The 13,584-nt window shown below is 72.1% G+C and carries 11 protein-coding genes; 4 read left to right on the top strand and 7 right to left on the bottom strand.

The annotated features are described in order from the left end of the window. Window positions 1–17 precede the first annotated feature (17 nt). The gene (locus ACGFYP_RS31725) at window positions 18–1,478 is read right to left on the bottom strand and encodes a diaminobutyrate--2-oxoglutarate transaminase family protein (protein ID WP_393500973.1); all 1,461 of its coding nucleotides are present in this window, start codon (window positions 1,476–1,478) and stop codon (window positions 18–20) included. 322 nt (window positions 1,479–1,800) lie between these two features. Here ACGFYP_RS31725 and ACGFYP_RS31720 point away from each other — a divergent pair, with 322 nt between their 5' ends. Both ACGFYP_RS31720 and ACGFYP_RS31715 read left to right on the top strand, forming a co-directional pair. Continuing rightward, complete coding sequence (locus tag ACGFYP_RS31720) at window positions 1,801–2,976, top strand: trypsin-like serine peptidase (RefSeq protein ID WP_393500970.1); 1,176 nt, start codon at window positions 1,801–1,803, stop codon at window positions 2,974–2,976. Window positions 2,977–3,098: 122 nt separating this feature from the next. Next, window positions 3,099–4,268 (top strand): trypsin-like serine peptidase, encoded by a 1,170-nt coding sequence (locus ACGFYP_RS31715; protein ID WP_393500967.1) that lies wholly within the window; start codon window positions 3,099–3,101, stop codon window positions 4,266–4,268. 83 nt (window positions 4,269–4,351) lie between these two features. On the opposite strand, the gene hflX is transcribed toward ACGFYP_RS31715, so the two are convergent. The 6 genes from hflX to miaA form a co-directional block, all read right to left on the bottom strand. After that, the gene (gene hflX / locus ACGFYP_RS31710; protein WP_393500965.1) at window positions 4,352–5,845 is read right to left on the bottom strand and encodes a GTPase HflX; all 1,494 of its coding nucleotides are present in this window, start codon (window positions 5,843–5,845) and stop codon (window positions 4,352–4,354) included. A 118-nt stretch (window positions 5,846–5,963) separates the two neighbouring features. Beyond that, window positions 5,964–7,472, bottom strand: a complete 1,509-nt coding sequence (locus ACGFYP_RS31705; protein ID WP_393500961.1) for a M1 family metallopeptidase — start codon at window positions 7,470–7,472, stop codon at window positions 5,964–5,966. Between the two features lie 179 nt (window positions 7,473–7,651). Next, a complete protein-coding gene (locus ACGFYP_RS31700; protein ID WP_393500956.1) occupies window positions 7,652–9,793 on the bottom strand; it encodes a RelA/SpoT family protein in 2,142 nt (713 codons plus the stop codon). Between the two features lie 240 nt (window positions 9,794–10,033). Next, on the bottom strand, window positions 10,034–10,909 hold the full coding sequence (gene dapF, locus ACGFYP_RS31695; RefSeq protein ID WP_393500953.1) for a diaminopimelate epimerase: 876 nt from the start codon (window positions 10,907–10,909) through the stop codon (window positions 10,034–10,036). A 133-nt stretch (window positions 10,910–11,042) separates the two neighbouring features. After that, complete coding sequence (locus ACGFYP_RS31690; RefSeq protein ID WP_361966269.1) at window positions 11,043–11,507, bottom strand: hypothetical protein; 465 nt, start codon at window positions 11,505–11,507, stop codon at window positions 11,043–11,045. Window positions 11,508–11,614: 107 nt separating this feature from the next. Further along, window positions 11,615–12,553 carry a tRNA (adenosine(37)-N6)-dimethylallyltransferase MiaA gene (gene miaA / locus ACGFYP_RS31685; RefSeq protein ID WP_393500950.1) on the bottom strand — a complete coding sequence of 313 codons (939 nt, stop codon included), beginning with the start codon at window positions 12,551–12,553 and terminating at the stop codon, window positions 11,615–11,617. Between the two features lie 183 nt (window positions 12,554–12,736). Between miaA and ACGFYP_RS31680 the strand changes: the two genes are divergently transcribed. Both ACGFYP_RS31680 and ACGFYP_RS31675 read left to right on the top strand, forming a co-directional pair. Further along, window positions 12,737–13,051 carry a hypothetical protein gene (locus tag ACGFYP_RS31680; RefSeq protein ID WP_393500947.1) on the top strand — a complete coding sequence of 105 codons (315 nt, stop codon included), beginning with the start codon at window positions 12,737–12,739 and terminating at the stop codon, window positions 13,049–13,051. A 54-nt stretch (window positions 13,052–13,105) separates the two neighbouring features. After that, entirely contained in the window at window positions 13,106–13,441 is a 336-nt protein-coding gene (locus tag ACGFYP_RS31675; RefSeq protein WP_393500945.1) for an antitoxin, read from the top strand. The last annotated feature ends 143 nt before the right edge of the window (window positions 13,442–13,584 follow it).

Here is a 13,584-nt window from a genome sequence, read left to right as displayed (position 1 = left end):
CCGGGGGCGGTCCGGGATCAGTGGGACGGTCCGGTCGGCCGGGTCGGTCCGGTGGTGTTCAGGAGGCGCGCGTCGGGCGCGGGACGCGGGCGGTGGGCGCGTTCGGCGGCGGCCAGGGCGTCGGCGAAGCGGTCGAGGACGGCCTCGGCCTGCTCGTCGGTGAGGGTGAGTGGGGGCAGGAGGCGGACGACGCCCGAGTGACGGCCGCCGAGTTCGACGATGAGCCCGCGGTGCAGGCATTCCTGCTGGACGGCCACGGCCAGTGCCTGGTCGACCGGGGGGACGGAGGCGTCGGCGCCGGGGCTGTCCGGATCCACCAGTTCGACGCCGATCATGAGCCCTCGGCCGCGCACGTCGCCGATGCAGGGGTGGAGGGCCGCCAGGCCCTGGAGGCGGCCGAGCATCCGGGCGCCGAGGGTGGCCGCACGGTCGGCGAGCCGGTTCTCCCGTACGTACGCGAGGGTGGCGGTCCCGGCGGCCATGGCGAGTTGGTTGCCACGGAAGGTGCCCGCGTGGGCGCCGGGCTCCCAGGCGTCGAGCTCCGCGCGGTAGACGACGACCGCGAGCGGGAGCGAGCCGCCGATGGCCTTGGAGAGGACCATCACGTCGGGAACGACACCGCTGTGCTCGACGGCCCAGAAGGCGCCGGTGCGGCCGACGCCCGTCTGGACCTCGTCGGCGATGAGCGGGATGGACCGGGCCGCGGTGATCTCCCGCATGCGCCGCATCCAGTCGTCGGGGGCGGGGATGACACCGCCCTCCCCCTGCACCGGTTCGAGGATCATCGCGGCGGGCGCCGTCACCCCGCTCTTGGGGTCGTCGAGGAGGTTCTCCGTCCAGCGCGCGGCAAGTTCGGCGCCGCGTGCGCCGCCGACACCGAAGGGGCAGCGGTAGTTCTGCGGGTACGGCAGCCGGGCGACCCGTACGTCCGTCGCGCCCCCGGAGGCGTCCAGGGCGCCGGCCGTCATGCCGTGGTAGGCGCCGGTGAAGCTGAGCAGCCCGCTGCGGCCGGTGGCCGTGCGGACGAGCTTCAGGGCGGCCTCGACCGCGTCCGTCCCGGCCGGTCCGCAGAACTGGATGCGCGCGTTCTCGGCGAGTCCGGTCGGGAGCGTCGCGAACAGCTCGGTGGTGAAGGCGTCCTTGACCGGGGTCGCGAGGTCGAGGACATGGAGGGGGGCTCCGGAGTCGAGCACCTTCTTGATGGCTTCGAGGACCACCGGATGGTTGTGTCCGAGCGCCAGGGTCCCGGCGCCGGAGAGGCAGTCCAGGTAACGCCGCCCGTCCGCGCCCTCGATGGTCAGGCCTCTGGCCCGGACAGGGACGATCGGCAACGAGCGCGCGTATGTGCGCGCGGCGGACTCGCGCAACGACTGGCGGCGCAGGATGCCTTCGAGAGCGGCTCCCTCGGCGGTCCTCCGCTCCACCTGACGCGTCGGCGCGGCCGACGGTACGGCCGGAGCTGGTTCGGTCACGGCCACGGCTCGGTGTCCTCCCGCTGTAACAGTTGCGTTGCACATCGGTACGTTGCAGCGCACCGCGAACGGCGCCCCTGAACGCTCCCTCTGTGTCCCCCGTACGTACCAACGACGGGAACTGCCAAGGATCACGGGAGAATCCCAAGATCCTTGGCGTGGCGGGGATCACGACCCGGCAACGCCCGTGCGGGGGCCGGAACCGTGGACCTGTCGCGTACCGTCCCCTCCGGCACCGGCATAGTGGGGGCCGCACTTTCGGCGTCGGCGACGGCGCCACCACAGTTCACTCATGCACAAGTTGACGTAGTCCCAGGGGGATCACGAGATGCGATCGATTCGTCCGCTGCTGGCCGCGGCCGCAGCCGTCGCGGCGCTGACGCTGACGGCGACGGCCTGCGGCCCTAGCGAGGAGAACGCGGGGGACAAGCCCTCCGCGCCCACGAGTTCGCCCACCGCCGACAAGATCACGATTCCGGACGATCTGAAGGACCGGCTCAAGGAGCACGGGATCGACCTGGACAAGTGGCGCGACGGCGAGTGGAAGAACTGGGACCGCGACAAGTGGCTGCGTGAGGCCAAGGACTACGTCAACCCGATCATCGAGGACCTCTGGGACCCGGACCGGATGCGGGACGCCCAGCGTCCCGACAAGCCGGTGGAGGAGGAGGACCTGCAGGGCGACAAGGGGGTCACCGACCCGACGCCCGCGCCGGTCCGCGCGAAGGGTGTGCAGGCGCCGTACCACTCCAACGCCCCTGAGGCCGGCAAGGTGTTCTTCGACGGGCCCGAGGGCTCGATGGTCTGCTCGGCCACCGTCGTGAAGGACCCGGCCAACCCCGGCAAGTCCAACATGGTCTGGACGGCGGGCCACTGCGTGCACGCGGGCAAGAAGGGCGGCTGGTACCGCAACATCGCCTTCGTGCCCTCGTACAACGACAAGGCCCTGCCGACCGCGCAGTTGCAGAACGCGACGCGCGAGCAGGTCGCTCCGTACGGCGTGTGGTGGGGCGACTGGGCGCAGACCTCCGAGCAGTGGATCTCGGAGGGCGCGTCGACCGGTGGCCAGGGCGCTCCGTACGACTTCGCGGTGATCCACGTGACGCCGGAGAAGGGTGGCACGGGCAAGTCGCTCGAGGAGACGGTCGGTTCGGCGCTGCCGGTCGAGTTCAACGCTCCGACGGTGGCGAAGATCGCGAACATGAAGGCGATCGGCTACCCGGCGGGTGCGCCGTTCGACGGCCAGAAGATGTACCAGTGCCAGGACAAGCCGGGGCGTCTCTCGGTCAAGGCGGAGCAGCCGACGATGTACCGCATCGGCTGCACCATGACCGGTGGTTCCTCCGGTGGCGGCTGGGTGGCAGCGGGCCGGGACGGCAAGCCCGCGCTCGTGTCCAACACCTCGATCGGCCCGGTCACGGCCGGCTGGCTGGCCGGTCCGCGGCTGGGCGCGGAGGCCAAGGGCATCTACGACGAGGTCAGCAAGAAGTTCGCCGGCCGCTAGGCGGCGGCTGTTCGGGGCGGGATCCCGCGGGGTCCCGCCCCTTTCCACGACATCATCGGGCGCCGCGCGCGGACCGTTCACCGCGCGCGCCGCACCACACTTCATCAGGGGGCTCCCGAAACATGCGTTCCATACGACTCCTTCCAGCCACCGTCGGCCTGGTCTCGGCGCTCGCGCTGACGGCCACCGCCTGCGGTCCGACCGAGACTCCGGCGGCCGACAAGCCCGCCGCGGAGTCCAGCGCCTCCGCTTCCGCCACGGGCGGCGCCGAGGACCCCGCCGTCCCCCAGGACATCGCCGACAAGCTGAAGAAGCACGGCGTCGACGTGGACAAGTGGAAGGACGGCGAGTGGAAGAACTGGAACAAGGACACCTGGCTCCGTGAGGCCGAGGACTTCGTCAACCCCGTGATCGACGGGCTCTGGAACCCCGAGCGCATGCAGTCCGCGAAGAGCCCGGACCAGACGGTGACGACCGCGGCGGGCTCCGGGGGCAGCGACCCCCTGCCGCGTCCCATCCAGGCGCAGCGGGAGAAGACTCCGTACCACCGCAACGCGGCGCCGGTCGGCAAGATCTTCTTCGACTCGCCGCAGGGCAGCATGGTCTGCTCGGGCACGATCGTGAAGGACCCGCGCCGGCCCGGGAAGTCCAACATGGTGTGGACCGCCGGCCACTGCGTCCACGCCGGTCAGCGGGGCGGCTGGTACCGCAACATCACCTTCGTCCCGGCCTACAACGACCTCGGCAAGTCCCCGTCCGCGCTGCGCAACGCGAAGCCGCACGAGGTCGCGCCGTACGGTCAGTACTGGGCGGACTGGGCCGTGACCTCGGGCGAGTGGATCAACCGCGGCGGTTCGAACGCGGCCTGGCCGTACGACTACGCCGTGCTCCACGTGAAGCCGCAGCAGGGCAAGAAGTCGCTGGAGGAGACCGTCGGCGTGGCACTGCCGATCGACTTCTCGGCCCCGGCCCACTCCCGGGCGGGCATGATGGGCGCCTGGGGCTACCCGGCGGCGGCGCCGTACAACGGTCTGATCATGCACAAGTGCGTCGACCGGCCGACCCGGATGACCACGGCCCCCGCGACGCCCACCATGTACCGCATCGGCTGCACCATGACCGGCGGCTCCTCGGGCGGCGGCTGGATCCGGACCATGCCGAACGGCAAGCCGGCGCTGGTGTCGAACACCTCGATCGGCCCGGCCGGCGGCAACGGCTGGCTGGCGGGACCGCAGCTGGGCAAGGGCGCGAAGGACGCGCACGAGATGGTGAGCAAGAAGTTCGCCCGCTGATCGCCGTACGGGTGTGACATGCGGAAGGCCCCGCTCCTCGATGAGGAGCGGGGCCTTCCTGTCGGCTCTGGGACGAACCGGTGTCAGTGCGCGGCCGGGACGAACGGCATGAGGAACGCCGCGAGCTCTTCGTGGACCCGAGCCTTGAGCAGCGTGCCCTCCGGCGTGTGCTCCTCGGAGAGCAGCTCACCCTCGGCGTGCACCCGGGAGACGAGACCGCCTTCCGTGTACGGCACGAGGGCCTCGATCTCGACCTGCGGGCGCGGCAGCTCGGCGTCGATGAGCGCGAGCAGCTCCTCGATGCCTTCGCCCGTGCGGGCGGAGACCGCGATCGCGTGCCGCTCGGCGCGCATCAGTCGCTGGAGGACGAGCGGGTCGGCCGCGTCCGCCTTGTTGACGACGACGATCTCCGGCACGTTCACCGCGCCGACGTCCCGGAACACCTCGCGCACGGCGGCGAGCTGCTCCTCCGGAGCCGGGTGCGAGCCGTCCACCACGTGCAGGATGAGATCGGAGTCGCCGACCTCCTCCATGGTGGAACGGAACGCCTCGACGAGGTGGTGCGGCAGGTGCCGTACGAACCCGACGGTGTCGGCCAGGGTGTACACCCGGCCACCGGGCGTCTCGGCCCGGCGCACGGTCGGGTCGAGGGTGGCGAACAGCGCGTTCTCCACCAGCACACCCGCACCGGTCAGCCGGTTGAGGAGCGAGGACTTGCCTGCGTTGGTGTAACCGGCGATGGCGACCGACGGAACCTTGTGACGGCGCCGCTCCTGCCGCTTGATGTCACGGCCGGTCTTCATCTCCGCGATCTCCCGGCGCATCTTCGCCATCTTCTCGCGGATCCGACGCCGGTCGGTCTCGATCTTGGTCTCACCGGGACCACGGGTGGCCATGCCGCCACCGCCGCCGCCACCCATCTGCCGGGAGAGCGACTGACCCCAGCCTCGCAGCCGCGGCAGCATGTACTGCATCTGCGCGAGCGCGACCTGCGCCTTGCCCTCTCGGGACTTGGCGTGCTGGGCGAAGATGTCGAGGATCAGGGCGGTCCGGTCGACCACCTTCACCTTGACGACGTCTTCGAGGGCGATGAGCTGACCGGGGCTGAGCTCGCCGTCACAGACGACGGTGTCGGCACCGGTCTCGAGCACGATGTCCCGCAGCTCGCGTGCCTTGCCCGAGCCGATGAAGGTGGCCGGGTCCGGCTTGTCACGGCGCTGGATCACGCCGTCGAGCACCAGGGCGCCCGCCGTCTCGGCGAGGGCCGCGAGTTCCGCGAGGGAGTTCTCCGCGTCCTGGACGGTCCCCGAGGTCCATACGCCGACCAGCACGACGCGCTCGAGGCGCAGCTGCCGGTACTCGACCTCGGTGACGTCCTCGAGCTCGGTGGAGAGGCCCGCCACGCGCCGCAGGGCGGCGCGCTCGGAGCGGTCGAACTGATCGCCGTCCCGCTCTCCGTCGATCTCGTGGCTCCAGGCGACGTCCTCTTCCATCAGGGCATCGGCCCGAAGGCTCTCGGTGCGGCGCGAATCCGCGAAGCTCTGCTCGTCCTGGGAAGGGGATGAAGAGGAGGTCATTTGATCCTTACGTCGATGGGAAGTCGTTGCGTCGATCACAACGTGTGACGGCGGGGAAAGATTCCCGGGCCGGCCGCGTCGTCGACCTGATGATGGTGACACGGTCGGCCCGGGCGCGTCATCCGGGTTTCACCGCGCCTTTCGCGGCGCCCCGTGCCTCGTCCGCCGGCTGGGAGCGCCAGTCCGGGTGCCCGGGCATCGGCGGGGTCTTCTCGGCGTACAGCCAGCCGGTGAAGAAGGACGTGAGGTCACGCCCGGCGACCTCGGCGGCCAGGGCGGTGAAGTCGGCGGTGGAGGCCGTGGCGTCCCGGTGCTCGCTCACCCACCGGCGCTGCAGCTGTTCGAAGGCCTCCTTCCCGATCTCCTCGCGCAGCGCGTAGAGGACCAGTGCGCTGCCGTCGTACACGACGGGCCGGAAGAGGCTGATCTTCTGGCCGGGCGTGGGCGGCTCGGGGGCGGCGGGCGGTCCTCCGTCCGCGCGCCAGGTGTCGGAGGCGCCGTAGGCGGCCTTCATGCGCCGTTCCAGGGACTGCCCGGCGGTCTCCTCCGCGTACAGGGCCTCGTACCAGCTCGCGTGTCCCTCGTTGAGCCACAGGTCGGACCAGGTGCGAGGCGAGACGCTGTTGCCGAACCAGTGGTGCGCGAGCTCGTGGACCATGACCGAGTCGACGTACCACTCGGGGAAGCGGGAGTCGGTGAAGAGCCTTCTCTCGAAGAGAGAAAGGGTCTGGGTCTCCAGCTCGAAGCCGGTCTCGGCGTCGGCGATCAGCACTCCGTAGGTCTCGAAGGGGTAGGGGCCGACCTGGCGCTCCATCCACTCGACGTGTCCGGGGGTGCGCTTGAGCCAGGGCTCCAGGAGCTCGCGGTCGGCGGTGCGGACCACGTCCCGCAGGGGAAGGCCGTGCGGCCCGGTCCGGTGGACGACGGTGGTGCTGCCGATGGAGACCTGGGCGAGCTCGGTGGCCATCGGGTGGGCCGTGCGATAGGTCCAGGTGGTGGTGGCCCCGTCGGTGGTCCGGCCCGCGGGCAGGCCGTTGGCGACGGCCGTCAGCGCGGTCGGCGCGGTGATCCGGAAGGTGAAGTACGCCTTGTCGGCGGGGTGGTCGTTGGAGGGGAAGACGCGGTGGGCGGCGTCGGCCTGGTTGGCCATGGCGAGTCCGTCGCCCGTGCGGATCCAGCCGCCCGCGTCGAGGGGGCCGCTTGGGTCGCTGGTGTGGGTGACGGCGATGGTCAGGGCCTCGCCGCTCTCGGTCGCCCGCGCGGGCGTGATCACGAGGTCTTCGCCGCTGGTCTCGAAGGTCGCCGGCTCACCGTCGACGGTGACGGCGGAGACCGTCCCGTGCGTGAAGTCCAGGTTGATCCGCTCCAGGTCGGCGGTGGCCTGCGCCTCGATGCGGGTCACTCCGGCGAGCGGTTCGGTGTTCCCGCCCGGGTAGGTGAGCGCGATGTCGTACGCGAGGACGTCGTAGCCGGGGTTGCCGAGGTGCGGGAAGAGGGGGTCCCCGATGCCGAGCGGCGCGGGAGCGGGGACGGCGGCTGCGACGAGTCCGGCCGATGCGGCGACCAGGACGGCGGAGCGCAACCACCGCGCGCGTGGGGAGGGATTCCGGGGTGGTGTGAGCGGCATGGGCTACGGCTACCAGTGCCGTCGCCGCTCCCCCGGGCGACGCGCGCGCCGACCACCCGAAGGAGTCACCCCCGTGCTGACGCGATCACGGGCCGTCGGACGCGCGGACGGCCGGTCCATGGGACGGCCCGCAGGGCGCGCGAAGGCCCGGCCCGCCGGATGCGCGATCCTCAGGCGCCTCAGGCTTCGGGCGTGGCGGGGTGCTGGGCTCGGCCGACGTCGTACACCCCGGCCACGTCGCGCATGGCGCGCATGAGGGCGGGCAGTCCTGCCGCGTCCGGGAGTTGCAGGGTGTACGTGTGCCGGACCCGCTGTTCGCTCGGGGGCTCGACGGTCGCCGAGACGACGGCCACGTCGGCGGCGGCGATCGCCTCGGTGAGGTCGGCGAGGAGCCGGGGCCGGCCGAAGGCCTCGGCGACGAGCGTGACGCGGCACTCGGCGGTGTCGCCCCAGTGGACGGTGACGGGCGCGCGCCCGAGGCGCCTCATCGTGTCGACGGACGCGCAGCCCGCGCGATGGACGGTGACGGAGCCGCCGCGTACCTGGAAGCCGGTGATCTCGTCGGGGGGTACGGGTGTGCAGCAGCCTGCCGGGCGTACGGCGGTGGCCTGGGCGCCGGGCAGGTCGGCGTGGAGCTTGGCGCCCGAGCGTCGCCGGTCGGCCGTGACGGAGACGGGCGGCCTCGGGTCGGCCTCGGGCGCCTTGGCGGCCTCCGGGTGCGCCTGGAGCCAGGCGGTGATCGCGATCCGGGCGGCGGGCGTACGGGCGTGCTCCAGCCACTCCGGGGAGGGCCCGGAGGCGGTGTCCTGGGCGAGCAGGAGCTGGACGGTGTCGCCGTCGTTCAGGACCGTACTGAGCGTCGCCAGACGGCCGTTGACGCGCGCGCCGAGGCAGCCGTGGGCTGCGGCGCCGTGCTGGGCGTAGGCGGCGTCCACACAGCTCGCCCCGGCGGGCAGGCTGATCTGGCCGGGGGCGCCGCCGTCGGCGCGGAAGACGGTGATCTCCTGGTCCTCGGCGAGGTCGGCGCGCAGCGAGGTCCAGAACGTGTCCGGGTCGGGGGTGGACTGCTGCCAGTCGAGGAGTCGGGAGAGCCAGCCGGGCCGGGTGGGGTCGGCGCGCTCGCCGTCCTCGGCGGGTTCGACACCGTCGCCGCCGACCGGGGGCGTGTACGGATTGCCCAGGGCGACGACGCCGGCCTCGGCGACCTTGTGCATCTGGTGCGTACGGATGAGGACTTCGGCGACGGCGCCGTCGGGGGCTGCGACGGCGGTGTGCAGGGACTGGTACAGGTTGAACTTGGGGGCCGCGATGAAGTCCTTGAACTCCGAGATCACCGGGGTGAAACAGGTGTGGAGTTCGCCGAGCACGGCGTAACAGTCGGCGTCCTCGGCGACCAGGACGAGGAGCCGTCCGAAGTCGCTGCCGCGCAGGTCGCCGCGCTTGAGGTGGACACGGTGGACGGAGACGAAGTGCCGTGGCCGGACGAGGACTTCGGCGGCGATGTCCGCCTCGCGCAGGACGGCGGAGAGGCTTTCGGCGATGGCGGCCAGCGCGTCGCCCGCGCCCGTGTTGTCGGCGATGAGGGCGCGGGTCCGCTCGTACTCCTCGGGGTGGAGGATCGCGAAGACGAGGTCCTCCAGCTCGGTCTTGAGCGCCTGAACGCCGAGCCGCTCGGCGAGCGGGATGAGGACGTCACGGGTGACCTTGGCGATCCTGACCTGTTTCTCCGGGCGCATCACGCCGAGCGTGCGCATGTTGTGGAGCCGGTCGGCGAGTTTGATCGACATGACGCGGACGTCGTTGCCCGTGGCGACGAGCATCTTGCGGAAGGTCTCCGGCTCGGCGGCGGCGCCGTAGTCGATCTTCTCCACCTTGGTGACGCCGTCGACGAGATAGGCGACCTCCGCGCCGAACTCCTCCCGTACCTGATCGAGCGTCACTTCCGTGTCCTCGACGGTGTCGTGGAGGAGGGCCGCGGTCAACGTCGTGGTCTCGGCGCCGAGTTCGGCGAGGATGAGGGTGACCGCGAGGGGGTGGGTGATGTACGGCTCACCGCTCTTGCGGAACTGACCGCGGTGCGAGAACTCGGCCAGTACGTAGGCCCTGCGCAGCACGGCCAGATCGGCGTCGGGATGGTGCGCCCGGTGCGCCTCGGCGACGTGTCCGATGGCGTCGGGCAGCCTGCCCCTGGTGGTGGGACCGAGCAGTGCGGCGCGGCCCAGCCTGCGGAGGTCGATCCTCGGACGGGCGCGCCTGCGGCTGGGAGCGTCGGGGCCGGTGGCCTCCGCATCGCTCACAGGGTTGGTGGCCTCTGCACTCATGGGGCACCTCCGGCGACGTCGACCGGCGGTGGACGGGCAGGGCGTGCCCGCAGGGCCGGTGCTTGATGCTACCGACCCCACCACGCGGCGCAGTCCCGCTCTCGCCCAGCGTGAAACGGATCACCCATTCGAGCGAACGGTCAGTCGTTGACAGTTTCGAATGTGTCCGTCGCGCGCCGTCGTGCCTGCGGAGGCCCGGGACCGTCGACGTGGAGGCCCGGGCCGGCCGATGGCGCGGGCTCAGGCGTCCGCGAGCCAGGACGGGTCGATCGTGCCCTCGCCGACGATGACGGCCGGGCCGGTCATCTCCAGCTCCCCGTCGGGGTGCTCGGTGATGGTCAGCGTCCCGCCGAGGACGTCCACGGTGTACGTGACGGGCGTCCCGCTCACGGCGGGGTCGACGCCGTCCCGGCGGGCGGTGGCGACGGCGACGGCGCACGCGCCCGTGCCGCAGGAGCGGGTCTCGGAAGCGCCGCGCTCGTGCACGCGCATGGCCACGTGGCGCGGGCCGCGGTCGGCGACGAACTCGATGTTCACGCCGTCCGGGAAGACCTCGGCCGGGGCGTACGGGGGCTCCGTGAAGAGGTTGCCCGCGTGGTCGAGGGAGTCGACGAAGGCGACCGCGTGCGGGTTGCCCATGTTCACGTTGCGGGCGGGCCAGCTGCGGCCGTCGACGGAGACGGTGACGCCGTCCTCGGGGAGCCTGGCGCGGCCCATCGAGACGGTGACGGAGCCGTCCTTGTCCAGGTGGACGCGCTTGACCCCGCCACGGGTGGCGACGGCGACCTCGCCGGCCGTGACGTGCCCGGCGTGCTCCAGGTAGCGGGCGAAGACGCGGACGCCGTTGCCGCACATCTCGGCGACCGAGCCGTCGGCGTTGCGGTAGTCCATGAACCACTCGGCCTCGCCGGCCATCGCGCGGGCCTCGGGGTGGGCCTCGCTGCGGACCACGTGCAGCACACCGTCGCCGCCGATGCCGGCGCGGCGGTCGCACAGCCGCGCGACGACGGCGGCGGGCAGCTCGATGACGTTGTCCGCGTCGGGGACGATCACGAAGTCGTTCTCGGTCCCGTGGCCCTTGAGGAATGCGAGTGGCGAGGTCTGCGTGGTGGTCACGGGATCAACTGTACGGGCCGGGTCCGACAGCCGCTCGAAGGCCCACCCCTCGGGCGGGGGCCCGTCGCCAGCGGGGCTGGCCGTCGGCGGAGGCGGGCCGGCGGTGGGGGCGAGCCGGAAGCGGAGGCGGCCGTCAGCGGAGGCGGGCCACGCGCCAGACGGCCAGGGCCACCAGGAGCGCGCTGAAGAACACGTACAGGGCGATCACGCGCCAGTTCGGCCGCTCGCCGGAGCCGCGGGCCGGGAGGCCCGGCCAGGCGGAGCCGACCCTGCGGGCCGCCATCATCCCCCAGCCGGCGGCGCAGGAGCTGATCAGGAGACCGAGCATGGCGACGACGGCACCGCCGTCGCCGGAGCCGAAGGCGAGGGGGAAGGCGAACATCAGCGACCCGACGGCGGCGAGGCCGACGATGGGCGCGAGCTGCCAGATCCGCAGCCTGCGCTGCGGCCTCAGCTCGACCTCGACCTCGTCCGCGTCGACCTCGACGGACGAGCCTTCGGCGTCGTCCGGTCCGTCCGGGCTCAAGCCGGGCGCGGTCCCCGGAGCTTCGCCCGGGACCGCGTCCTGCTGTTCCGTGTCACGAGGGCCGGCCTCCATCGCCACGCGCCCTCCCACTCGGACTCCACTTGGTCGATCGATGCTCGATGATGGCACGCCAGAGACCCCTGGAATGACGGGCATGGCGTCCCGATGCCATCACGTGATCAGGCTGTAACCGCTCGTTCGACCAACGTCAGCGCCTGCCCCGGGAGTTCCCCCCGGTCCGCCACGGCGCCGCTCAGCCAGTGGACCCGCGGGTCGCGCCGGAACCACGAGTCCTGGCGGCGCGCGAAGCGTTTGGTGGCGCGTACGGTCTCGGCCCGCGCCTCGTCGTCGGTGCACTCCCCCGCGAGCGCCGTGAGCACCTGCTGGTACCCGAGCGCGCGGGCGGCCGTGCGCCCCTCCCGCAGTCCCCGCGCCTCCAGGGTGCGCACCTCGTCGACAAGTCCTGCCTCCCACATCCGGTCCACGCGCGCGGTGATCCGTTCGTCGAGCTCGGGGCGCGCCACGTCGACGCCGATCTGCACCGTGTCGTAGATCGGGTCGGGTCCTGGCAGGTTGGCGGTGAAGGGCTTGCCGGTGATCTCGATGACCTCCAGGGCCCGGACGATGCGCCGGCCGTTGCTGGGCAGGATCACGCGCGCGGCGTCGGGGTCGGCCGCGGCCAGGCGGGCGTGCAGCACCCCGGAGCCACGCTCCTCCAGCTCGGCCTCCAGGCGGGCCCGTACGGCCGGGTCCGTGCCGGGGAACTCCAGGGAGTCGATCGCGCCCCGTACGTAGAGTCCGGAGCCGCCGACCAGGATCGGGGTGCGGCCCTCGGCCAGCAGCCGGTCGATCTCGGCGCGGGCGAGGCGCTGGTACTCGGCGACGCTCGCGGCCTCCGTCACGTCCCAGATGTCGAGGAGGTGGTGCGGGATGCCACCGCGCTCCTCCAGCGTCAGCTTGGCGGTACCGATGTCCATCCCTCGGTAGAGCTGCATCGAGTCTGCGTTGACGACCTCGCCGCCCAGTTGCTGGGCGAGAAATACGCCCAGATCGGACTTTCCGGCCGCTGTGGGACCGACGACGGCGATGACCCGCGGGGCGGGAGCTGCACTTCTCACCGTCACAGTCTCGCAAACCTCCCGACAGGTCCCCGAATGAGCGACGTGACGGTCCGCCACCGGGTTCGTTGCCAGTTGCGAGGTTCCGACCGCCGGTTTTCCGTACCGGCTGCGCCGGGTGGCGCAACAGGGCGCTCCGGGCGCCGCGGGGCTTTTCCCACACGAGTACGCTATGGAGTTGAAATGGGCGTTTTTGCAATGTTTCGGCGGAAGGGCAAGGAAGCTGCCGAGGCGTCGACGGAGGAGGCCCAGGCTGTCGCCGTGACGGACGCGCCGGAGGAGGCGGAGGCCGGAGCGCGGAGCGGGGAGGCCGCCGAGGCGGAGGCCGCGGACAGTGTCGAGGCCGACACGTCGACGGAGTCGGCCGACCGGGCCGAGGCGGGCGACGAGGCCCCCGTGGTGGAGGTCGTCGAGGTGGTCGAGGCCGTCGAGATCCCGAAGCAGCAGTCGGCGGACGAGGCCGCGGACAACGAGGCCGGCGAAAGCGCCCGGAAGTAGCGGGCTCCTGGCGACAGGGCACGGCATACGGACGCACCGGAGGGAAGGTGACCCATGGGTCTCCTGGATTCACTGAAGGCCAAGCTCGCCCCGGCCAAGGACAAGGTCTCGGGCCTCGCCCAGCAGCACGAGGCAAAGATCGACCAGGGTCTGGACAAGGCTGCGAAGATGGTCGACGAGAAGACCAAGGGCAAGTACAGCGCCAAGATCGAATCGGGCACCGGCAAGGCCAAGGACGCCCTTGAGCGGATCGCCCACAAGGACGACGACGGCACTAAGGGCCCGGGCCAGGGTCCGAGTGCGGGTCCGGGCCAGGGTCCGGGTCCGGGTCCGGGGCAGGCTCCGGGACAGGGCCAGGGTCCGGGGCAGACTCCGCCGCCGACCACCTGACGTCGCCTCACCCGTAGGTCCGTAGGTCCCTCCCGCACGGGGGGGGGGGGGGGGGGGGGGGGGGGGGGGGGGGGGGGGGGGGGGGGGGGGGCGGGGGGCGGGGGGGGGGGGGGGGGGGGGGGGGGGGGGGGGGGGGGTGGGGT

The sequence above is a fragment of the Streptomyces sp. NPDC048370 genome, assembly GCF_043200825.1.
In the GTDB taxonomy this organism is placed as follows: domain Bacteria; phylum Actinomycetota; class Actinomycetes; order Streptomycetales; family Streptomycetaceae; genus Streptomyces.
Note: the sequence above shows the minus strand (reverse complement) of the source record. Positions and strands in the feature narration are given on the sequence as shown.